This is a genomic window from Flavobacterium urumqiense, assembly GCF_900108015.1.
Lineage (GTDB): Bacteria > Bacteroidota > Bacteroidia > Flavobacteriales > Flavobacteriaceae > Flavobacterium > Flavobacterium urumqiense.
Genome location: NZ_FNVP01000010.1, coordinates 57,288 through 77,642, shown reverse-complemented (window position 1 = coordinate 77,642; position 20,355 = coordinate 57,288). Strand labels below are relative to the sequence as shown.

General features: G+C 35.1%; 20 protein-coding genes. 12 read left to right on the top strand and 8 right to left on the bottom strand.

The window, feature by feature from the left end; genetic code table 11:
* Nucleotides 1–22: 22 nt before the first annotated feature.
* From C4S35_RS12360 to C4S35_RS12340, 4 genes are all read right to left on the bottom strand, one after another.
* Complete coding sequence (locus tag C4S35_RS12360) at nucleotides 23–1,606, bottom strand: efflux MFS transporter permease (RefSeq protein WP_104000465.1); 1,584 nt, start codon at nucleotides 1,604–1,606, stop codon at nucleotides 23–25.
* A gap of 4 nt (nucleotides 1,607–1,610) precedes the next feature.
* Entirely contained in the window at nucleotides 1,611–2,663 is a 1,053-nt protein-coding gene (locus C4S35_RS12355; protein ID WP_104000464.1) for an HlyD family secretion protein, read from the bottom strand.
* Nucleotides 2,664–2,699: 36 nt separating this feature from the next.
* A complete protein-coding gene (locus C4S35_RS12350) occupies nucleotides 2,700–4,067 on the bottom strand; it encodes a TolC family protein (protein WP_244175271.1) in 1,368 nt (455 codons plus the stop codon).
* Between the two features lie 144 nt (nucleotides 4,068–4,211).
* Nucleotides 4,212–5,030 carry a helix-turn-helix domain-containing protein gene (locus C4S35_RS12340; protein ID WP_104000462.1) on the bottom strand — a complete coding sequence of 273 codons (819 nt, stop codon included), beginning with the start codon at nucleotides 5,028–5,030 and terminating at the stop codon, nucleotides 4,212–4,214.
* Between the two features lie 157 nt (nucleotides 5,031–5,187).
* Between C4S35_RS12340 and C4S35_RS12335 the strand changes: the two genes are divergently transcribed.
* The 10 genes from C4S35_RS12335 to C4S35_RS12285 all read left to right on the top strand — a co-directional run bounded on the left by C4S35_RS12335 (nucleotide 5,188) and on the right by C4S35_RS12285 (nucleotide 14,190).
* Nucleotides 5,188–6,702 carry a succinate CoA transferase gene (locus C4S35_RS12335; RefSeq protein ID WP_104000461.1) on the top strand — a complete coding sequence of 505 codons (1,515 nt, stop codon included), beginning with the start codon at nucleotides 5,188–5,190 and terminating at the stop codon, nucleotides 6,700–6,702.
* A gap of 294 nt (nucleotides 6,703–6,996) precedes the next feature.
* The gene (locus tag C4S35_RS12330; RefSeq protein WP_104000460.1) at nucleotides 6,997–7,380 is read left to right on the top strand and encodes a hypothetical protein; all 384 of its coding nucleotides are present in this window, start codon (nucleotides 6,997–6,999) and stop codon (nucleotides 7,378–7,380) included.
* Nucleotides 7,381–7,688: 308 nt separating this feature from the next.
* Nucleotides 7,689–8,771 carry a zinc-dependent alcohol dehydrogenase family protein gene (locus C4S35_RS12325; RefSeq protein WP_244175270.1) on the top strand — a complete coding sequence of 361 codons (1,083 nt, stop codon included), beginning with the start codon at nucleotides 7,689–7,691 and terminating at the stop codon, nucleotides 8,769–8,771.
* 188 nt (nucleotides 8,772–8,959) lie between these two features.
* Nucleotides 8,960–9,292 carry an ArsR/SmtB family transcription factor gene (locus C4S35_RS12320; RefSeq protein WP_104000459.1) on the top strand — a complete coding sequence of 111 codons (333 nt, stop codon included), beginning with the start codon at nucleotides 8,960–8,962 and terminating at the stop codon, nucleotides 9,290–9,292.
* An 18-nt stretch (nucleotides 9,293–9,310) separates the two neighbouring features.
* Entirely contained in the window at nucleotides 9,311–9,781 is a 471-nt protein-coding gene (locus C4S35_RS12315) for a DUF6428 family protein (protein WP_104000458.1), read from the top strand.
* A gap of 15 nt (nucleotides 9,782–9,796) precedes the next feature.
* A complete protein-coding gene (locus tag C4S35_RS12310; RefSeq protein ID WP_208618884.1) occupies nucleotides 9,797–10,432 on the top strand; it encodes an arsenate-mycothiol transferase ArsC in 636 nt (211 codons plus the stop codon).
* Nucleotides 10,432–11,487, top strand: a complete 1,056-nt coding sequence (gene arsB / locus C4S35_RS12305; protein WP_104000457.1) for an ACR3 family arsenite efflux transporter — start codon at nucleotides 10,432–10,434, stop codon at nucleotides 11,485–11,487. Before C4S35_RS12310 ends, arsB begins: the two co-directional genes overlap by 1 nt.
* Nucleotides 11,488–11,494: 7 nt before the next feature.
* Complete coding sequence (locus C4S35_RS12300) at nucleotides 11,495–12,553, top strand: ArsO family NAD(P)H-dependent flavin-containing monooxygenase (protein WP_104000456.1); 1,059 nt, start codon at nucleotides 11,495–11,497, stop codon at nucleotides 12,551–12,553.
* Between the two features lie 600 nt (nucleotides 12,554–13,153).
* The gene (locus C4S35_RS12290; RefSeq protein WP_104000455.1) at nucleotides 13,154–13,741 is read left to right on the top strand and encodes a DUF4202 domain-containing protein; all 588 of its coding nucleotides are present in this window, start codon (nucleotides 13,154–13,156) and stop codon (nucleotides 13,739–13,741) included.
* Between the two features lie 191 nt (nucleotides 13,742–13,932).
* A complete protein-coding gene (locus tag C4S35_RS12285; RefSeq protein WP_104000454.1) occupies nucleotides 13,933–14,190 on the top strand; it encodes a hypothetical protein in 258 nt (85 codons plus the stop codon).
* Nucleotides 14,191–14,691: 501 nt separating this feature from the next.
* Here C4S35_RS12285 and C4S35_RS12280 read toward each other — a convergent pair.
* Nucleotides 14,692–15,231, bottom strand: coding sequence for a lipid-binding SYLF domain-containing protein (locus C4S35_RS12280; RefSeq protein ID WP_104000453.1), 540 nt, complete (start codon nucleotides 15,229–15,231; stop codon nucleotides 14,692–14,694).
* Nucleotides 15,232–15,478: 247 nt separating this feature from the next.
* Here C4S35_RS12280 and C4S35_RS12275 point away from each other — a divergent pair, with 247 nt between their 5' ends.
* Nucleotides 15,479–15,988 carry a GNAT family N-acetyltransferase gene (locus tag C4S35_RS12275; RefSeq protein WP_104000452.1) on the top strand — a complete coding sequence of 170 codons (510 nt, stop codon included), beginning with the start codon at nucleotides 15,479–15,481 and terminating at the stop codon, nucleotides 15,986–15,988.
* A gap of 226 nt (nucleotides 15,989–16,214) precedes the next feature.
* Here the strand turns inward: C4S35_RS12275 and C4S35_RS12270 are convergent, their stop codons facing one another.
* From C4S35_RS12270 to C4S35_RS12260, 3 genes are all read right to left on the bottom strand, one after another.
* Nucleotides 16,215–16,598 (bottom strand): DUF3037 domain-containing protein, encoded by a 384-nt coding sequence (locus tag C4S35_RS12270; RefSeq protein WP_104000451.1) that lies wholly within the window; start codon nucleotides 16,596–16,598, stop codon nucleotides 16,215–16,217.
* Complete coding sequence (locus C4S35_RS12265) at nucleotides 16,576–17,370, bottom strand: HipA family kinase (protein WP_104000450.1); 795 nt, start codon at nucleotides 17,368–17,370, stop codon at nucleotides 16,576–16,578. Before C4S35_RS12265 ends, C4S35_RS12270 begins: the two co-directional genes overlap by 23 nt.
* A gap of 124 nt (nucleotides 17,371–17,494) precedes the next feature.
* The gene (locus tag C4S35_RS12260) at nucleotides 17,495–18,346 is read right to left on the bottom strand and encodes an NAD(P)H-hydrate dehydratase (protein ID WP_104000449.1); all 852 of its coding nucleotides are present in this window, start codon (nucleotides 18,344–18,346) and stop codon (nucleotides 17,495–17,497) included.
* Between the two features lie 193 nt (nucleotides 18,347–18,539).
* Between C4S35_RS12260 and C4S35_RS12255 the strand changes: the two genes are divergently transcribed.
* Nucleotides 18,540–20,075 (top strand): S10 family peptidase, encoded by a 1,536-nt coding sequence (locus C4S35_RS12255; protein WP_104000448.1) that lies wholly within the window; start codon nucleotides 18,540–18,542, stop codon nucleotides 20,073–20,075.
* Nucleotides 20,076–20,355: the final 280 nt, after the last annotated feature.

Here is a 20,355-nt window from a genome sequence, read left to right as displayed (position 1 = left end):
TTAAAAGATTTTAACATACTTTTTAAGTACCCCAAATTCTATTTTTGAAAATGTCAAATGTTTGTCTTAAATGCTGATTAAGCAGCAGAAAAATAATGACAATAAGCATAAAGTAACCCATAGCGGTAAAAATTTCCATATTGGACAATAATATCGATTGTTTTGAAACCGAACTTATAATTTGTTTCATCGCTAATTTATTGGAATCATCCAACGTATATCCTTTAGCTACAAAATTTTTGGTGAGTTGTTCGACACGCCCTTGTGTCTCCGGACTTTCGGGAAGAACAAACTGTCGGAATTTTGTAAAATGCGTATTTTGCAAAAACCATCCTGCGTTTTGAATAATCGCAAATCCCATTATACTTCCCCAAAAACGACCTGCAACTCCTACAATTCCAGCAAAAGGAGCATAATGTTTAGGAACAGCCGATACAGTGAACAATACTAACGGAACAAATATTATCCCAACCGCGACTCCCTGCAACATGTAAGGAATAGCGATATCCGCCAGCGAGGCATCAGGCACAAAAAGAAAGGTAAACCAGAAATGAAAAACGGCAAAGAGTGAAAATCCCAATATAAAAATATATCGCGAAGCTACAGATTTAGCCAGAAATATTCCTGTAAGAATCATTCCGGTTACAACTCCTATCATATTCAGATACTGCACATGTGCTACTCTTGAAGGCTCCCAGTTCCAAACCACATACATCGTGCTGTGACAAATATTTAAAGTCGATCTGACAATATAAAAGACCACGGACAACAACAATCCGGTTCGTAAATTTGCATACTGAAAAACTTTCATGTCAAAAGTAGGGCGGGTAACCAGCATTTGTCGGGCGATAAAAAAACCTCCTGTGATTAAGGCGACAATAAGCGCAACTATAATTTGGGATGATTCAAACCAATATTTTTTTTGACCATAAACAACAAAATAACTGCCACATATGATGGCGGTAAGCACAAGAATAAAACTGGCCCAATCTATTTGATACAACGGAATTTTTTTATAATACCGATTGTTATTGAACGTAATCATAACCAAAGCCACGCACACAATTTGAAAAAAAGCAGAACCTAAAGCCATATATTTCCAATCGTAATTTTCAAGCAACCAGACCGCAATATTCATTATAAAAGGTGAAGCCAGCATCAAAGCGCCATAGTTAAGGGAAAAACCGATAATTACGGCATTTTTTGACTTAAATCTTGAAATTAAAAATAATCGCAAAGGTAAAACAGGCAGTGCCATCAAAATCCCTTCGGCCATTCTTAAGATAATAAACAAAGAAAAATTTTCCGTGTAGGCTGTCAAAATAAAGGTCAAGGCTGCCAGACCATAAATGACTAGGAAATATTTTTTGGTTGGAAAAAACTTAAAGAACCTACTTTCAATGAGTAATGTAGCCAGAAAAGTCCCGTAAGTAACACACATCGAAAACTGCAAATCTTCGACTTCCACATCCAAAAAACTCGCTGCATACGTTACATTAGAAGTATATACTCCCAATAAAACCATGGAATGCAGCATGCAGAAAAATATAATGGCAATAATAGCCCAATTTGGAACCCAGGATTTAAAAATACTTACTTCTGACATCTGATTATTTGTGTTCGGCTATAACCGTAACATTCATGCCGGCTCTAAGAAAGTCCGTTTGTGCATCACTTACTTTTAATTTTATTCTAACCGGGATTCTTTGTTCTATTTTTATAAAATTACCCGTAGCATTATCAGGAGGTAAGAGCGAAAAACGTGCACCACTGGCAGGAGATAGTGACTCAATGATCCCGGTAAATTTTCTTCCCCTAATTGCATCTGCTTGCATTGTAACTTCTTGTCCAACAGACAAATACTGCAGCTGTGTTTCCTTAAAATTAGCTGTAATCCACTTTTCCTTGCTAACGATAGAAACTAAGGTCTGTCCTTCTTTTATCATTTGTCCTGGCTGAATCATTTTTTTTCCCACCCAACCATCATACGGAGCGGTAATTATGGTGTAAGAAAGAAACAAAGTGGCATTGTCAGCAACCGCTTGTTTGGACTGAATTACCGTCTGAGCCGTTGGGATTTTAGCGGAAGCTTCAGCGGTATTTAATGCCGCCGATTGAATGGTGTTTGCTATTTCCTGATAATGCGCCTGTGCCAATTCATAATCCGCTTTTACTTTTTCAAGCTGTTGTTCGGTAGCCGCGTCCTGGCTTACTAATCCTTTGTAGCGATTGTATTCCAGTTTTGTTTTCCAAACTTCCGTTTTTGCAGCTTGTAACTGAGCCTGTCTAACTGAAATTGTATTAGAAGTTGTTGCAACATTTTTTTTGATCACCATGCTATTGCTTTTTGCGTTTTCAACATCTGCCAGTGCCATGTCTAAATGCGCTTTGTATTCCCTGTTGTCAATTACCAGCAGCGTATCGCCTTTGTGAACAAATTGGTTTTCATTATAGCGCACTTCTTTAATAAAACCCGTAATTCTGGCCATAATTGGTGTTACAAATTGATCTACCTGAGCATCATTAGTTTCTTCGTGATTTTGATTAAAAATATAAAACCAAATTCCTAAAACAATTCCGCCCACAACCAAAATACTGGCAATCACGGTGATTAATCTATGAAATGATCGATGAGCTCTTGACGAATTCTGTACTTTTACCATATAAATTGGAAACTAAATTATATTAAATTGAAATTATTATTTATTAAGTAATCCTGCCGTATGGAGCAATTCATAATGTTTCATAGCAGCATCTATTCTAGTGGAAATTTTGTTGAATTTTGCCTGAAGCAGCGCATTATCAGCATCGACCATTTCCGTAATCAAGACTAATTGGTTAAGGTATTTTACTTTTACAATGCGATAATTTTCATTGGCTAAATCCAATGCTTTGTCCGTCACCGGCAGCTTATCCAGTATTTCCTGATATTGAGTATGATTTTTAAATACTTTATCTACCATTTCATTTTTTACAAGCTCAGAATCATTTTCTTGCAATTCCACTTTTAAATTGGCAACCTGAACTTTCGCTTTATTTTTATACAAACCCGACAAATTATAAGTAGCTTCCACTCCAATTTGTCCGATGGTGTAGAGATAGGGACGATTCAAAGTAAATAACATATAGTCGGGATATTTCAGATTATAATTTCCAAAGAAACTCACCTTAGGATAATAATTGCCTTTTATCATTTTTAACTCTGTTTTTTTTAGGTCTACTTTTCTACTAGAAATACGCATTTCTTCGTTTTGAAGGGTTTCTTTAAAATAGAAATCATAATCTTTCAATGGAGCTATCTCAAGTAATCCTGTTGTATCGATAGTAATTTCAGCCTCTTCTGGTAACTGCAAAAGAGTTTTTAAATCTTGAAGTGCAATCCTAATATTTTTTTTATTAGTTAATGAATTGAGTTCTCTGTCGGATAGTTGCAGTTCAGAACGCAACACTTCGTTTTTAGTAACGGTTCCAAAGGTTTTAAAAGCCTTCACTTCTTTTAATCGCTCCTGTTCTTCTTTTATGCTTTCGCTAATGATTTTCTGGAGTTCCATCATTTTATAAATGGCCAAAAAAGTAGCGGTAACCTGCAACTGAATATCATTTTGTGTCTTCTCTACCTTGATTTTGGCAATTTCGTTTTCCTCTTTCGACTTTTTAATCGCATTATTGATTCTGTTACCTGCATAAATCGGCATGTCAAAATTTGTAACCGCATCATAGATTACAGTTCCAGGTTGTGGAGTATAGGTATGTTTATCCGAGAAAAAACTGCCTTCGTATTCCGTCAGATCTGATAATCGGGAATACATCGCATTAAAATTAAGTTCCGGTAAACGAAGATCTTTTGTTACGGCAATTTCTTGCTCTGAAATACGCTGTTCTATGTGAGATTTCTGAATAGTCTTATTATTTTCTTTAGCGATTTTTAAAGCATCATTCAAAGAAATAGCGGTAGTTAATTGCGCTTGTACTGACATTATTCCTTGAAAGAAGAGGAATAACAACAAGGCATTTTTTGAAAAATTAATTTTTGCTTGGCTCCAAAGAACCCTTTTTTTCAGAAACATAATTTAGATCAAGGAATAGGTTGCAAAGTTCCCAAATTTAATCCACGCCTTAAAATCAACTATAGCCAACTATTTATCCATTTCAGACAAATACAAGCCTATAAAATTACCAGAATGATTGCAGAAAATGAAAGTTCCAAAAAATTACTTTTTTAATATTTCAATCCCTTTTAAATAATCAGAAGGGCGTTGTCCTAAAATCTTAAAAAATGTATTACTAAAGGTTGGAACACTATTGTAACCTACCGCCTGCGCGACTTCATTAACAGATAATTTTTTTTCAAGTAACAATTCAATTGCTTTTAAAATTCTTCGAATGGTAAAATATTGAATAAAGGACATGCCTAAATCTTTTTGGAACAAGCGATACAAAGAGCGCTCACTAAACCCAAATCGATTGGCCAAATCAGAGAACATAATAGTTTCTCCCAAGTTTTTATCTAGATAGATAATGATTTTATTGAGCCGAATATCCTTTGGCAAAGGCAACGATAATGGTAAATTCGTAAGACATATTTCAGGTAAAATGGCTTTTATCGCATTGGCAATAGTAAAATTTCTAGTTCCCTTTTTCAGGTTTCCATTCCATCGATTTGTGAAAAGCATCATTTGCAACAACAAATCATTAATGGGATAAATACCTTCTTTTTCATAAAAAGAGTCTTCATCTGAATCTACTGGGAAATACAAATTGCGCATCATAACATCCTCAGAGTTGGGATGAATACTATGTTTTACGCCTCCAGGAATCCAAATAAAATGACGTGCCGGAAGAAAATAAGTTTTGGTCTCCGTTGTAACGTGAACAATACCGCCTTCAGAGTAAAGCATTTGAGCTTTTTCATGCTTGTGGGTTGGAATCATTAATTCGCCCATTAAATCATGATAGCAATAAATACTTTTTTTTTCGGTATCAACCTCTTTGATGTAATATTTTTCTTCTAAAGCTTCAGATGAACCCATTGTGACTGAAATGAATATTTTTATGACTTATTAGGATATTTATCCAATTCTTAATTTTACTAAAATTGTACATGATTTAAACTAAAATATAATTATTGATTTAAATCATTATCAAAACATCAATTTTTTGTTATTTTTTTATTAAAAACGCACAATTATGCAGTTGGACAGAATTAGATTTCAAAGTTACAAAGACAAAGTTATTTCTGCGCAAGAAGCGGCTTTATTTTTCAAAGACAAAATGACTATCGGAACCAGTGGATTTACAAAAGCTGGTGACAGTAAAGCCGTTTTACCCGCTTTTGCCGAAAGAGCAAAATTAGAAAATATTGGAATCACATTAATTACCGGTGCTTCTTTAGGTCATACCACTGATGCGGATTTGGCTAACAATAACGCCTTATACAAGAGAATGCCATTTCAGGTTGACGCCACCTTACGAAAAAAAATAAACGAAGGGAAAGTACTTTTTATTGACCAACATTTAAGTGAAACTGTCGAACTTTTAGAAAACAAACACCTTTCAAAAATTGATATTGCCGTCATTGAAGCCACGTATATCGATGAGAATGGAAATGTAATTCCAACAACCTCAGTGGGAAATTCAGCTACTTTTGCGCATACTGCCGATAAAATTATCATCGAAATAAATACTTCCATACCTCTTGAATTCGCCGGGATTCATGACATTTATATTTCAAAAAGTTATCCCAATCGAGACGTTTTAAACATTACTGCTACTGATGACCGAATAGGAACTAATTATATCACTATCGATCCTAAAAAGGTCATTGGAATTGTTTTTACGGAAATCCCCGATAGTCCGGCACAAGTAACTTCAATAGACCCGAAAACGGCTGCCATTGCCAATCATTTATTGGCCTTTTTTGAAAATGAAATCAAAGAAGGTCGTTTAACCAGTTCCTTAATGCCATTGCAGGCCGGAATTGGAAAAGTGGCAAATGCGGTCATGTCTGGTTTTGCCAAAGGAAATTTTGAAAATTTAGTGATGTATTCCGAGGTCTTGCAGGATAGCACGTTTGAACTCCTTGATAGCGGAAAATTAAATTTTGCTTCGGCTTCCTCCATAACCGTTTCTGAAAATTGCTATAAAAACATTCTTGATAATTTCGAAAAGTACAAAGACAAAATTCTCCTTCGTCCGCAAAATATCAGCAATTCAGCGGAAGTTATCCGAAGATTGGGAGTTATAGCTATAAATACAGCCATCGAATTTGATATTTATGGGAATGTAAATTCTACCCATATTTCAGGGACTAATATGATGAATGGCATTGGCGGGTCGGGTGATTTTGCCCGGAATGCCTATTTGAGTATTTTTGTCACCCAATCATCTTCAAAAGAATTTAATGCCATTTCGCATGTTTTACCAATGGTGTCCCATGTTGATCATACCGAACATGATGTTGATATTTTAATCACCGAACAGGGAATTGCCGATTTAAGAGGGCTTGCTCCCAGAGAACGCGCCAAAATTATCATTAAAAATTGCACGCATCCGGAATACAGAGAAGAATTATCAGATTATTTTGACCGTGCTTGTTTGCGCGGTGGCCATACACCGCATATTTTAGAAGAAGCATTTAAACTTCATTCCAGATACATTGAAACCGGCAGCATGAAACAAAACTGTTTAGTTGAATTACTCTAGCACTAGCATTCATATTTTTTCTAACATCCCCAAACACAAGTAATTGTTCGGGGATGTTTTTTTTTTAATCAATTTATTTTTTATAGCTTAAAATCTACCTATATTTCTATTTATTACAGCATAAATGACTAACTTTAAGGAACTTAATGTTTTTTTATTTTTTATACAAAAAACTATATTTTTAATTTATAAAATAAAAAATGGCGGAATAAAAGAGATTGTAATTCCGGAAACATGTTTAAATCGTTAAACCGATATTAAATTAATCTCAAACTATTTAAAAACACATAAAAAATGGAAACTAAAAAATCAATTTATCAGTTACATGAAGAACATAAAACGTGGCTAAACAAACTTTTGTTTTATAAGGATGAGCTTGTAATTATGTCTAAGCGAATTTCGGAAGTGGCGGAAAAGAATACTTCAAAAGAGGTTCGTTCTTTAACGGATCATTTTAACAATCAGCTGATTATTCAAAAAGAACAAATTGATATCTTAAGCCATGATATTAAAAGTCACGAATTGTACCTGGAGTCAGCAGCAAATGATAACCCTAATGCGGTTGATCATGATAAATTTTCAGATCATAAAAACCACAGAGAAAGTATTGCAACTTTTGAAAAACTATTTAAAGATTTAAGAGAAGAATTGATTGATTTTCTATCAAAATGGATGTAAGCGAGATAATTTAAGAAAATTAGAACCATATTTTTTCAAAAAAAGGTTGGACTCTTTTTCTTAGAAGATTTTTTATTATCAGATGTACTACATTAAAATATGAGCTTTCGAAGAAAAATACCATCTTAAATAGATCGAAATATTTATTTAAAAAAATGATTTATATCATAGAATTTAAGACGAAAGCAAACGAACTTTCGACAGTAATTTTTTTGATTAAGAAATTATTAATTAATACAAAATAGTTATAATTAATTCTAATCTTTTTTTAGATAACAAGATGTAATATACATAAAGCCTGTCCAATAATGGATAAACAACTCTCAAATAAAAGTAAAATGGTTCAGACTAAAACAATGAAAGCTCTAGTTTATGACGGTCCTGGAAAAATACAATTGAAAGACGTCCCACTACCTAAAATCGAAAAAGCGACCGATGTATTGGTAAAAATACTTAAAACCACGATCTGCGGAACAGACTTGGGAATTTTACATGGAAAAACCCCATCAGTAAAACCAGGAACTACGTTGGGACACGAGGGAGTTGGTGTAATTGAAGAAATTGGAACTTCCGTTAGGAATTTTAAAAAAGGAGACCATGTGATTATTTCCTGCATCACTTCTGATGGATCCTGCGAATATTGCAAAAAACAAATGTACTCTCATTGTGAGGATGGTGGCTGGATATTAGGAAACCTTATAAACGGTACTCAGGCAGAATATGTTCGTATTCCGCATGCAGATAATAGTCTCCATCTTATACCAAAAGGCGCTGACGAAGAAGCTTTGGTAATGCTAAGCGATATTTTACCTACAGGACATGAAATCGGCGTGATTAATGGCGGTGTAAAACCAGGAGATACCATTGCAATTGTAGGATCTGGACCTATAGGAATGTCAGCGTTGCTTACTGCCCAGTTTTATTCGCCTTCCAAAATTTACATGATTGATATGGATGAAAATCGTTTGAAAATGGCCAAAAAATTTGGCGCCACAGATACGATCAATTCAGCAAAAGAAGATGTCTTAAAAAGAATATTAGCCGAAACTAAGGATGGAGTTGATGTGGCTATTGAAGCAGTTGGAGTTCCGGAAACATTTGATATATGTCAAAAAATTGTTCGTCCCGGTGGTCACATTGCAAATATTGGAGTACATGGAAAACCGGTAGAACTGCAAATTCAAGATTTGTGGATTCAAAATATTACAATAACAATGGGATTGGTAAATACAAATACTACTCCAATGCTACTGAAAACAGTTTCCTCCGGAAAATTGAAACCCGCCAAACTAATTACCCATCATTTTAAATTAAACGAAATCCTAAAAGCCTATGAAGTTTTTGGAAACGCAGCAAAAGAAAAAGCGATGAAGGTAATTATTGAACCCTAAAATCTGGTTGTGAAGTGAGTAAAGCTCAAAATTATTTCAAAACCATTCAAAAAACTAAAAGGTAAATGCAATTGGGCTAGAATTTTAGTCACTCCTGCACAATTGCATAGCTTTTTAATTTTAAATTAACGTCAAAAAATTTGCTGTTGATTTTTATTATCGTAATATTGCAATATAAATATATAACGATGGGAATTACTAAATCAGAGCATTTCACAGATGAGCAAAACGAATTGGCAACGTTGGCGAAAGCTATTGGTCATCCTGCCCGAATTGCCATAATCCAACATTTAATAAAAGTAAACAGTTGTGTGTGCGGTGATATCGTAAACGAATTGCCTTTGGCACAACCTACCGTTTCTCAACACTTGAAGGAACTGAAAAATGCCGGACTTATAAAAGGCAATTTTGAAGGGGCTTCCATTTGCTACTGCCTAAATGAAGAAGGATTTGAGAAAATCAAAGGATTTTTTAAAAACATCAATGACTATTTAGAAAATAAGAAAAATCAATGTTGTTAACTTTTAAATTATAAAAAAATGAAACTATCAGAAATTAAAAAACAGTTGAGCACGTTGGACAACGTTGCTTTTGTATTGCCAAACGGAACTTATGTTCCAGAACATTTCCATGTAACTGAAGTGGGTTTAATCACCAAAAACTTTATTGATTGCGGTGGAAAAATTCGAAAAGAAACCGTTGTTAACTTTCAATTATGGGACGCCAATGATTTCGAACACCGCTTAAAACCACAAAAATTATTGGATATAATTGAATTATCTGAAAAAGTTTTGGGTATTGAAGATTATGAAGTAGAAGTAGAATTTCAAGCAGAAACTATTGGTAAATACGATATTGGTTTCAACGGAACAGCATTCACTTTGTTAAACAAACAAACAGCTTGTTTGGCCCAAGATCAATGTGGTATTCCAGCCGAAAAACAAAAAATGAAGTTATCCGAAATCCCAAGTCAAACCAATAGCTGCACTCCAGGTGGAGGTTGTTGTTAATTTTAAAACGGTAAAATGGAACGAACCAAAACCATCCTATTTCCAGAAATAGAAAAAGTAATCGGTACTTTGGATTTTGAAACAATAACAGCAGAACGTAAAATCGTTTTGCAACCGCTTATTGATTTTATCCAAGATAAAGTAACGAACAAACAAGAAATTCGGCTGAACTTAATTTGCACCCACAATTCTAGAAGAAGTCATTTGTCTCAGGTTTGGGCACAAACTGCAGCGGCACATTTCAATATAAAAAATGTATTTTGTTATTCTGGTGGCACCGAAGCAACGGCTTTATTTCCTATGGTTGTCAAAACATTGGAGCAATCGGGATTTAAAATTAAAACCATCGCAGCAGGGAATAATCCTATTTATACTATAAAATATGGAGAGAACCAACATCCAATTATTGGTTTTTCCAAAACGTATGATAACGATTTTAATCCCCAAAGTGAATTTGCAGCGATATTGACTTGTTCACAAGCGGATGGCGGTTGCCCATTTATTGCAGGTGCCGAAAAGCGTATTTCAATCACTTTTGAAGATCCAAAAGCATTTGACAATACGCCACAACAAGCAGAAAAATATCAGGAACGCAGTTTACAAATTGCAACCGAAATGTTTTATGTGTTTTCACAAATAAAATCATACTAATGAAAGTACATAAAAAAAGATTAAACTTTCTCGACAGTTACTTGACACTTTGGATATTTTTGGCAATGGCAATAGGAGTTTCCATTGGATACTTTATACCTTCCAGCAGTGGTTTTATCAATTCCTTTTCAAGTGGAACAACGAATATTCCACTGGCAATTGGATTAATATTAATGATGTATCCCCCATTGACCAAAATTGATTTTTCAAAAATTCCTTTGATGCTTGAAAAACCAAAATTACTCACCGCCTCTTTTCTAATCACCTGGATTGTTGGTCCTTTTTTAATGTTTTTACTGGCAACTTTCTTTTTGAAAGACTACCCGGAATACATGACAGGTTTAATCATAATTGGAATTGCGCCTTGCATTGCGATGGTCATTGTCTGGAATGAATTAGCCGAGGGAAACAGAGAACTAACCGCAGGATTAATCGGAATTAACAGTTTACTTCAAGTGTTCTTTTTTGGTTTGTATGCCTATTTTTATTTGGAAATCATGCTGCCATTGTTCGGAATTAAAGGTTTGGAATTAAATATTACCATTGCTGAAATTGCTATAACAGTCGGAATTTATTTAGGAATTCCATTTGCATTAGCGGTGATAAGCCGTTATACCATTAAGAAATTCATTGGAGACAAATGGTTCAATCAAAAGTTTATTCCTTTTGTCTCTCCAATTACGTTGATTGCGTTGCTTTTTACTATTATAGTTATGTTCAGTTTAAAAGGTGAAATGATTGTCGACTTGCCACTAGATGTGATTAGAATTGCTATTCCGCTTGTCATTTTTTTTACCATTATGTTTTTCCTCATGTTCTTTGTTTCCAAAAAAATTGGAGCAAATTATAGAGACGCCGTTGCGCTTTCATTCACGGCATCCGGAAATAATTTCGAGTTAGCAATTGCAGTTTCCATTGGTGTTTTCGGAATCAACAGCGGACAAGCATTTGCAGGCGTTATTGGACCGCTAGTAGAAGTTCCCGCTTTGATAATTCTGGTTAATGTTTCTTTTTGGTTAAGAAAAAAATATTACGCTACAACAAACGTAAAGTAACGTTATTATGCAAGAAATATTGGATGTTATTGTTATTGGTGGCGGACAAAGCGGATTGGCTTGCGGGTATTATTTACGACGCCACAAACTTAACTTTCTCCTCTTGGATAAAGAAGAAAAGTGCGGTGGTGCTTGGCTTCATGCTTGGGACAGTTTGACGCTTTTTTCTCCTGCTGAACACAGTTCTTTGCCGGGTTGGTTGATGCCAAAATCTGAAAATCTGTTTCCTTCAAAACAAGAAGTAATTAATTATTTATGCCAATATGAAAAGCGTTACGAACTGCCAATCGAGCGCTCCGTTACTGTAGAAAATATAACTTCTGAAAATAAAGTATTCAAAGTTTACACCAAGAAAGGAATCTATTTTTCAAAAGCAATTATTGCGGCGGCGGGAACTTGGAACAATCCTTTTATTCCAAAGATAAAGGGAATAGATACTTTCAAAGGAATTCAAATCCATTCCGCCCATTACAAAAATGCCGAGCAGTTTAGGAATTTAAACGTACTGGTAATTGGCGAAGGAAATTCAGGAGCACAAATTGTAGCCGAAGTTTCTAAAGTCACCTCCGTGAAATGGTCAACCAGAAAACCACCACAATATTTACCGGATGAAGTGGACGGATTTTATCTTTTTAACGTGGCAACCGCCAAATACAACGCTGAAAAAGAAGGAAAACCATTTAATGCGGCCAATTATGATTTGGGAAATATTGTAATGGTCCCGCCAGTTCAGGAAGCTCGATCCAGAGGAGCTCTTATTTCAAGTGGCAGTTTTGAAAGCATGAATGAAAACGGTGTGATTTGGTCTGACGGATCCAAAGAAGATTTTGATGCGATAATCTGGTGTACCGGTTTTGGCTATGCGACCTCTTTTTTGAAAAATATTGTTTTAACAGATGAAAGAGGCATCATAAAAACCGAAGAAAGCAAAGCAACTGAACTTCCCGGATTGTGGCTTGCGGGTTACGGCAGTTGGACTGGTTATGCATCCGCAACACTCATTGGAATAAACAGAAATGCCAAACAAACCTGTAACGAAATTACTGACTATTTACAGAAAAACTAAATCTGTTTATTTGAAAATAAAATCATTACCGAGATTTAAATTCATTATTGCCTTTAATACATTTTAACAACATCCGTTTTGAATTTGTTTTTGAGCCATGCAGTCAATTTTTGTTTTTCGGTAATATTTAGATCTTTTTTACTTTCATAAAGCTCTACAGTAATCACTTTTTTAGTAGCCTTATCTTCATTAAAGACATGATTCGCAATAGCTATATTTTCAATTTCAGCAAACAGTAGTCATGTTTCATTCAAAATAGCATTGTTATCAAATTTTAAAGAAGTAATTTGACTTAGCAGCTTAGCAATAATCAAATCTTTTTCGCTCGTGGTTTTATTGAAAGAAGAAACCAATGGTATTCTTGTCAAAATGTTTGTCCGCACAGAATGGAAATAATATTGTCCAGAAGTGTGACGGGATCTGCCAATGATATTCCAAAAATAGCTTGCTCCTGCACAAGAAAAATTTTTCGCTGGCAAACCGCTCCAATCTGAATGGAGAAGGATATTCGATAGCCACCTATCCTGTAAAAATTGTCGATGATACTGTATTCGTTGGCTTTTTGGATTAATTATGTATCTTTGATTTTAAACATTTTAAATGACAACAACACCGTTCCAGAACGCAAGTATATGGATTGATGCAGAGAATGCTCAAGATCCAAACCACGAAATATACCAATCTGTAACCTATCCAAAGGAATTATTATATTCGAATCGAATGTATGAAAAACTGATGGATTTTTATCCAAATGCATCTGAAGCCGTTCAAATTGCCTCTAAAGCACAACATATTTGCCGATGGAAAATAGCCCGGGAATCCTACCCAATGGATCGTGTGGGATATCTGAAATGGCGTGAAGATCTGAAAAAATTCCATGCCCAAACCACTGCAATAATTTTAGAAAAAGCAGGCTATACAGATGAGTTTATCACCCGAGTTTCATTTCTAATTGAAAAAAAATTACTGAAGAAAGACACTGAAACACAACTTTTAGAAGATGTTATCTGCTTAGTCTTTTTAGAGTATTATTTAGATCCTTTTGTACAGAAACACTACAGGGAAAAAATGAAAAATATTATTCTGAAAACGTGGAATAAAATGTCAGAAACAGGACATCAGCAAGCCTTAAAAATTAACTACAGCACTATAAATCTTGAATTGATAAAAGAGGCTCTTGGATTGTAATTTGATTTCGTTATGAAAAAAAACTCCAATGGATCTGTCGATAGAATTTCATTTAAAACTTAAGGAAATTGTATCTTTTCGTCTAATTAACCATTGCTATTATAGTTTTGTTAAGCCAATTGCTAATACAACACAATCTCATTAGTCAACTTAGTGATTCTTGAGTACTAAACATTTCGGAAAAGCAAAGAATGTTGAACCAGAAGTTGACGAAAGAGCTTTTAATATTGAACTTCGTATTGAATACTGCCAAAAAAAAAGAGGAAATTAATAGCAGAAGTGAAACGCTTTCGCTGTGTAAAACTACCCATTATATTTTAGAAAAAGGAAATGACAGCCTTGGCTTTCCAAAAGAAAAAATCGCAATCCTTTTTGAATTATTTAAGGCAATCAAACCTAATTTTGATAGTATTGTTAACGCCACTATTGTTTTTTTAAAAAAAAAATAAAAATAAAAAGGAATACGAAAATCAAAAATTACTTCAGTCAATGTATAAAGTTTGGCAAGACGGTTATTATGCTAAAATTATAAAAAGTAATTAGTTTACAAAACAAAAAGTAAATTACAGTCACAATAACCACACCGCGCTACTATATCGCAATAGTTAGCGCAGTTTTGCAAACGGTGCCCACAATAGTGAGCAAATTCTATAAATAACACTAAGAATGAAGCAAAAACATTTAAAGAATAGGTTAGAAAATAATTTAGATAATTTTATAGATTTATTTTAGTTACCGATATGGTCCCTATTTACGCGAGCGTCCAACTCGTGAACACTAAATGAAATGAATGCATTATAAATTGGAGTCGGCACGAGCGAGACCATCGCGATAGTAAAGGATAGCCATTTACAATTACTCTTAAAAACAAAAACCGACTGAGAATGAATTCTCAGTCGGTTTTTGTTATCGAAATAATTCTATTCCATGAATTCCTTAGTAAAAGATTATTACAATCTGTTAAACTTAAACTTCTGTCCACCAACAGCTGCCTCATACATGAGCCCACCCTTAAGAATGGTGAAAACCATAACGCCATCCGCATACTTTACATTTGCTGAGGCACCTTCTGTTGCAGCTACAGCTGAGGCTTGAGCAGAAAATTCGAATCGACTCTCTTTAAACCGGTCCAAATCCTTTTTTGACTCAAAAAATATTACCTCTCGATACACTTGTGCACCCGCCTGAAATCCTATGCTTAGTTGCGTCAACTTTGCCATGCCTACAATCTTGTTATTTTCATAAACCGTCCCATTGCCAGCTGCTCCTCCTATACCGAATCCTCCTTTGCCAACATTTGGAAAGATCACGTAGCCATACGCTTTTTCAAAAATCCCTTTCATAAGAGCGTCTTTTTCAATAAACTCAGCCTTAGCTATATTACTATCTGCAGTAATTTTATTCTTTTTAGCTTTCGTTTGCCCCAACATTGGCGTTATGTTTAATACAAAAGCCATTGCTATAACCCAAATAATATTTAAATTTTTCATGACGCTGTATATTAAATTGTTGTTATTTTCTTTTATTCAAAGATAAAACAATTTTTTTATACAATTATAAAATAACCTGATTATCAATACTATCCTTTAATGTTTTTATCAAATGCAAAGTGATAACGAATTTTTTTTGTTTACTTAAAGCGAGAAAAGACAAACAAAAACTAAAACGAAATACCATTTTGTTATCCTTTTTTCTACCTTTGAAAAACACAAAGCAAACTCCCGAATATACAGCTACATGATTACAAAAGCAACACTAGAAGACGTTTCAAACTTAAATAAATTAATAAATTCAGCTTATCGGGGGGAATCCTCAAAAAAAGGATGGACTACCGAAGTGAACCTGTTAGTAGGGCCTCGAACTAATGAAAAGGAACTGACTGAAACTTTTCAGAATACAAAAAATACCATTCTAAAATTTACGGAAAATAACCAGATTACAGGTTGTGTGTTACTAATTGAAAAAGAGCAGCAATTGTATTTAGGAATGCTGACGGTTTCTCCTGAGTTACAAAATAGTGGCGTTGGAAAAAAATTACTGCAAGAGGCTGAAATTCATGCTTCGGCATTAGGGTTGCCTAAAATTGTAATGACGGTGATTTCCGTTCGAGAAGAATTGATTGCATGGTACAAACGCAACGGTTATTTTGATACTGGAGCAAGAGAGCCGTTTCCGGTAAGCGATGTTCATATTCCAATAACTATTCAACCTTTAGAATTTATTGTATTGGAGAAAAGGATTGGATAATTTTGTCATTCAACAAGTGGATTGTCTGAATACCAAATTAATTATCTCCATCTTCGGGCAGCTTGCGTAAGGGATTGCGGCGGTATCCTTTATTTTTTTCTTTAAAAAAATAAAGATAAAGCCAAAAGCCCGACCCCAAAGTTAAAAATAAAGGAAGGAACGACCGAAATTTTAAGCTTTGGGGTTACGCCCAAATAATAAAAATATTTTTGAGCATATACTTTCCTTACAAAACCATTTCTTCAAACAATCTTTGTACTGTTTGTTCCAAATCATCACAGAAACCCGGATGCGGTCGTGAGGTTTGAATTGCCGAACTTCGAATAGCGGTCAACCAACGGAAACGCGATGGAATATCGAACTGCGCTATTGGGCCACCTGATTTCTCGCCATGTCCTACTTTCCCGAAAGCTTCCAAATTTAGATGCAATTGTTCCAAATCTAATTCTCCCAAAAAAGGTTGGAGTTTGACCTCATTAATTGAACAGAGGACTTTTATAAATTTCGCTTTTTTACAAAAGAGAATAATGCCCACATTGAGGAATTCTTCGCGTTCTACCCTTGGTACAACTCGGATTACGGCATATTCATATAAGTGTTTCTCTTGCATTTTGGGCTTCATTTATAAAAATTTCAGAATGGTTTAAGCGTATGGATAAAAACTGGAAATAGACTTCCCGAATGGCTTCGGGAGTTTCTTCCGTATCTTCCCATTGCAGCCATTCTTCCGGAATAAGATTCACAATGGATTGTAAAACTTGATCAGTTAATATTTCTTTGAATATCGCATCAGTTTCTTGTAGCAATGAAGCTTGTGGCAATAAAACATGGTCTTTTATCAATGCAAAAGGACTTTGCGCATGGTTTTTCCAATTGGTCCAGGAATGATGAAAATAAAGACTTGCGCCATGATCAATCAGCCATAATTCTTTGTGCCAAATCAACATATTGGTGTTTCTAAAGGTTCGGTCAACATTGGTGATAAAAGCATCCAGCCAAACAATTTGTGAGGCTAGTTTTGCATCAACAACAGTAACTACCGGATCAAAAGTGATGGCTCCCGATAAAAAATGCAAAGCCAAATTAAGTCCCTGACTTCCTTGAAGCAAATCCTGAATTTCTTCGTCGGCTTCTGAGCGGCCAAAAGCTTCGTCAAGATTGGCATAAACCAATTCTGGCATTTTTAGGTTTAAAACACGGGCAATTTCACCGCCAATTAATTCGGCGATTAAGGCTTTTACGCCATGTCCGGCACCTTTGAATTTCAATACATATTTAAAATCATCATCGGCTTCAGCAAGTGCAGGTAAAGAACCTCCTTCCCGCAAAGGTGTGATGTATCGCGTAACATTTACGGTTCTAAGCTGGGGAATTTTTTCCATAATCGAATTGGATAAAGCTATTGTGCTTGAATGCAAACTTACAAATAAGTGGGGTAAATTTAATTACAATTTTGTGGAATGATTGCGTATGATTTGTCAAGAATGACAAATGGAAAACAAAAAATTAATCTTTATTTTCCAGACTCAAATAAGCATTTCCAATATTCGCAATAACATCCGAAGCGATAAACGACTGATAAGCGGTTTCGGGCAATGCAATATCTGCTGTTAATCCATGAAGATAAACGCCTAGCATGGCAGCATTTATTGGTTCATAGGATTGAGCTAATAAACTGGTAATCATTCCTGTCAAAACGTCGCCCGTTCCTGCGGTGGCTAAGGCAGCATTTCCTGTGGTATTTTCGTAAACTGCATCTCCATCAATTATATGTGTTGGCGCTCCTTTCATGACGATTATAAGTTGGTATTTTTTTGAAAAAGCTATGGTTTTTTCGAATTTTTCATCCTCTGAATCCCACTTTCCTATCAATCTTTCCAATTCTTTGGGATGCGGTGTGAGAATGGTTTTGGGCGGTAACAAAGAAAGCCAAAATTTATTTTGGGATAAAATATTTAAAGCATCGGCATCAATTACCAAAGGTGTTTTATTCGTTTTAAAAAATTCATGCAGCGCATTTTGGGTGGCATTTTCCTGCCCTATTCCAGGACCGATTCCTATGGATTGGGGTACAATATCGAAAGTAATATTCGAGATAAATTTTTCTTGAACATCAGTCAAAACCATCACTTCGGGAATGAAGATTTGTACAATTTCATAACCGCATTTTGGAATAAAAGCAGTGACCAATCCGCAACCGGTTTTAAGAGCTGCTTTGGAAGAAAGACAAACAGCACCTATTTTTCCGTAGCTTCCGCCAATTAATAAAGCATGCCCTTGAATTCCTTTGTGCGTGGAGTTATCAATGGGTTTATAGCGTTTTAGAATTTCGATTTGATCGATATAAATGGGATTCATCGTAGGATTTGTTTGTCTAAAATTACAAATTATAAACGAAAATTAGCGATTCTAATTCTAAAATTTGGTATTCTATAGAAAGGAAGGTTCGCAATCTTTGGCCTTAGAATTGGATAATATGTTCCAACACTTTTTGTTATTCTTTTAAAAAAGAATACTTTAGTGTCTTAGAATTACTATTAAAAATAAACCGATGAAAAAAACATTATTTTTATTACTCTTAATTGGGTTTATAAATTATTCCAGTGCGCAACAATCTAATAATCAACCTAAAGAAGCAAAAGTAGGAATCAAAGAGGAAGTTTCTCCATCTAATCTTGTTTTCAATCCCGATCAAAATGTTGTTACCGAACACACTACGAACATAAAAGGACAAGGAGTTCCATACAAAGCAACCACGGGTACAATGCCAGTTTGGGATGAAGATGGAAAAGCAATTGCAGGATTATTTTATACTTATTACGAGCGCTCCGATGTTAAAGATCGTGCTTCGCGCCCGTTAGTGATTTCCTTCAATGGTGGTCCGGGCTCTGCTTCCGTCTGGATGCAAATTGCGTACACTGGTCCTAGTTTATTAAATATTGATGATGAAGGATATCCTTTGCAGCCTTATGGAATCAAAGAAAATCCATATTCTATTTTAGATGTTGCTGATATTGTTTTTGTAAATCCCGTTAACACTGCCTATTCCAGAGCAACAAGCAAAGAAATTCCAACGACTAAATTTTTTGGCATAAATGCGGATATTAAATACTTAGCCGATTGGATTGGCGGATTTGTAACTCGCACGAACCGTTGGGCTTCACCAAAATATCTTATTGGCGAAAGCTATGGCACAACTCGTGTTTCCGGATTGGCGCTACAATTGCAAAACAATCAATGGATGTATCTTAACGGAGTTATATTAGTTTCCCCTACAACATTAGGAATCACTCGTGGCGTAGCTGCTGATGGAGCGCTTAAACTCCCTTATTTTGCAGCTACAGCATGGTATCATAAAATGTTGCCTCCCGATTTACAGAATAAAGATTTGACTGATATGCTGCCAGAAGTGGAAGATTTTACTATCAATGAACTCCTTCCTTCCTTAAGTAAAGGCGGTTCACTTGACGAGCAAAAAAGAAAAGAAATTGCCATAAAAATAGCTCGCTACTCCGGTATTTCGGAAAAAGTGGTTATGCAAAACAATTTAGACGTTCCTTATAATTATTTCTGGAAAGAATTGTTGCGCGACAAAGGTTTTACGGTAGGCAGACTAGACTCCCGTTACAAAGGAATTGATCGTAAGGATGCAGGGGATGGTCCTGATTTTAATGCTGAACTTACTTCGTGGCTGCATTCCTTTACTCCCGCAATCAACATGTACATTCGCAATGATTTGAATTACAAAACCGATTTCAAATACAATATGTTTGGCTCCGTAAATCCTTGGGATAAATCAAATGATGAGACAGGTGAAAATTTACGTCAGGCAATGGCACAAAATCCTTATTTGAATGTTATGGTTCAGTCTGGATATTATGATGGCGCCTGCGATTATTTCAATGCAAAATACAATTTATGGCAGATGGATCCCAGCGGAAAGCTAAAAGACAGAATGAGTTGGAAGGGCTACCGAAGCGGACACATGATGTATTTAAGAAAAAAAGATTTAGAAACGGCCAACGAAGATATCAGAGCGTTCATAAAAAATTCATTGCCCAAAACGGGAGAAGCGGCGAAGTATTAAGGCTTTGACTTTTGGTTAAAAAGACAAATCAAACCTATTTTTGATTTGTCTTTTTTTGTTTAATAACGCATCGTACTTCTTAAAAAAGAAAAGGATTCAAAAAACAAATGCCCTAGCCCAGATAGAAATGGAAAGCCCACAGTCAAGCCTTTTTAGGCGAGACGAGGACTTGAAATGGAAAGCTGGAAATAGCTCCTAAAAATATTTATTAACTGACGATTCTTCATTATTTCGAAAACGTTTGAAACTTTAAACTTTGCTTGCTCTCGCCTTTGTCACT

What these genes read in the sequence shown, in the direction of transcription:
- C4S35_RS12360 (WP_104000465.1), bottom strand. Translation starts at nt 1,606, where the DNA reads ATGTCAGAAGTAAGTATTTTTAAATCCTGGGTTCCAAATTGGGCTATT.
- C4S35_RS12355 (WP_104000464.1), bottom strand. Translation starts at nt 2,663, where the DNA reads ATGGTAAAAGTACAGAATTCGTCAAGAGCTCATCGATCATTTCATAGA.
- C4S35_RS12350 (WP_244175271.1), bottom strand. Translation starts at nt 4,067, where the DNA reads ATGTTTCTGAAAAAAAGGGTTCTTTGGAGCCAAGCAAAAATTAATTTT.
- C4S35_RS12340 (WP_104000462.1), bottom strand. Translation starts at nt 5,030, where the DNA reads ATGGGTTCATCTGAAGCTTTAGAAGAAAAATATTACATCAAAGAGGTT.
- C4S35_RS12335 (WP_104000461.1), top strand. Translation starts at nt 5,188, where the DNA reads ATGCAGTTGGACAGAATTAGATTTCAAAGTTACAAAGACAAAGTTATT.
- C4S35_RS12330 (WP_104000460.1), top strand. Translation starts at nt 6,997, where the DNA reads ATGGAAACTAAAAAATCAATTTATCAGTTACATGAAGAACATAAAACG.
- C4S35_RS12325 (WP_244175270.1), top strand. Translation starts at nt 7,689, where the DNA reads ATGGATAAACAACTCTCAAATAAAAGTAAAATGGTTCAGACTAAAACA.
- C4S35_RS12320 (WP_104000459.1), top strand. Translation starts at nt 8,960, where the DNA reads ATGGGAATTACTAAATCAGAGCATTTCACAGATGAGCAAAACGAATTG.
- C4S35_RS12315 (WP_104000458.1), top strand. Translation starts at nt 9,311, where the DNA reads ATGAAACTATCAGAAATTAAAAAACAGTTGAGCACGTTGGACAACGTT.
- C4S35_RS12310 (WP_208618884.1), top strand. Translation starts at nt 9,797, where the DNA reads ATGGAACGAACCAAAACCATCCTATTTCCAGAAATAGAAAAAGTAATC.
- arsB (WP_104000457.1), top strand. Translation starts at nt 10,432, where the DNA reads ATGAAAGTACATAAAAAAAGATTAAACTTTCTCGACAGTTACTTGACA.
- C4S35_RS12300 (WP_104000456.1), top strand. Translation starts at nt 11,495, where the DNA reads ATGCAAGAAATATTGGATGTTATTGTTATTGGTGGCGGACAAAGCGGA.
- C4S35_RS12290 (WP_104000455.1), top strand. Translation starts at nt 13,154, where the DNA reads ATGACAACAACACCGTTCCAGAACGCAAGTATATGGATTGATGCAGAG.
- C4S35_RS12285 (WP_104000454.1), top strand. Translation starts at nt 13,933, where the DNA reads ATGTTGAACCAGAAGTTGACGAAAGAGCTTTTAATATTGAACTTCGTA.
- C4S35_RS12280 (WP_104000453.1), bottom strand. Translation starts at nt 15,231, where the DNA reads ATGAAAAATTTAAATATTATTTGGGTTATAGCAATGGCTTTTGTATTA.
- C4S35_RS12275 (WP_104000452.1), top strand. Translation starts at nt 15,479, where the DNA reads ATGATTACAAAAGCAACACTAGAAGACGTTTCAAACTTAAATAAATTA.
- C4S35_RS12270 (WP_104000451.1), bottom strand. Translation starts at nt 16,598, where the DNA reads ATGCAAGAGAAACACTTATATGAATATGCCGTAATCCGAGTTGTACCA.
- C4S35_RS12265 (WP_104000450.1), bottom strand. Translation starts at nt 17,370, where the DNA reads ATGGAAAAAATTCCCCAGCTTAGAACCGTAAATGTTACGCGATACATC.
- C4S35_RS12260 (WP_104000449.1), bottom strand. Translation starts at nt 18,346, where the DNA reads ATGAATCCCATTTATATCGATCAAATCGAAATTCTAAAACGCTATAAA.
- C4S35_RS12255 (WP_104000448.1), top strand. Translation starts at nt 18,540, where the DNA reads ATGAAAAAAACATTATTTTTATTACTCTTAATTGGGTTTATAAATTAT.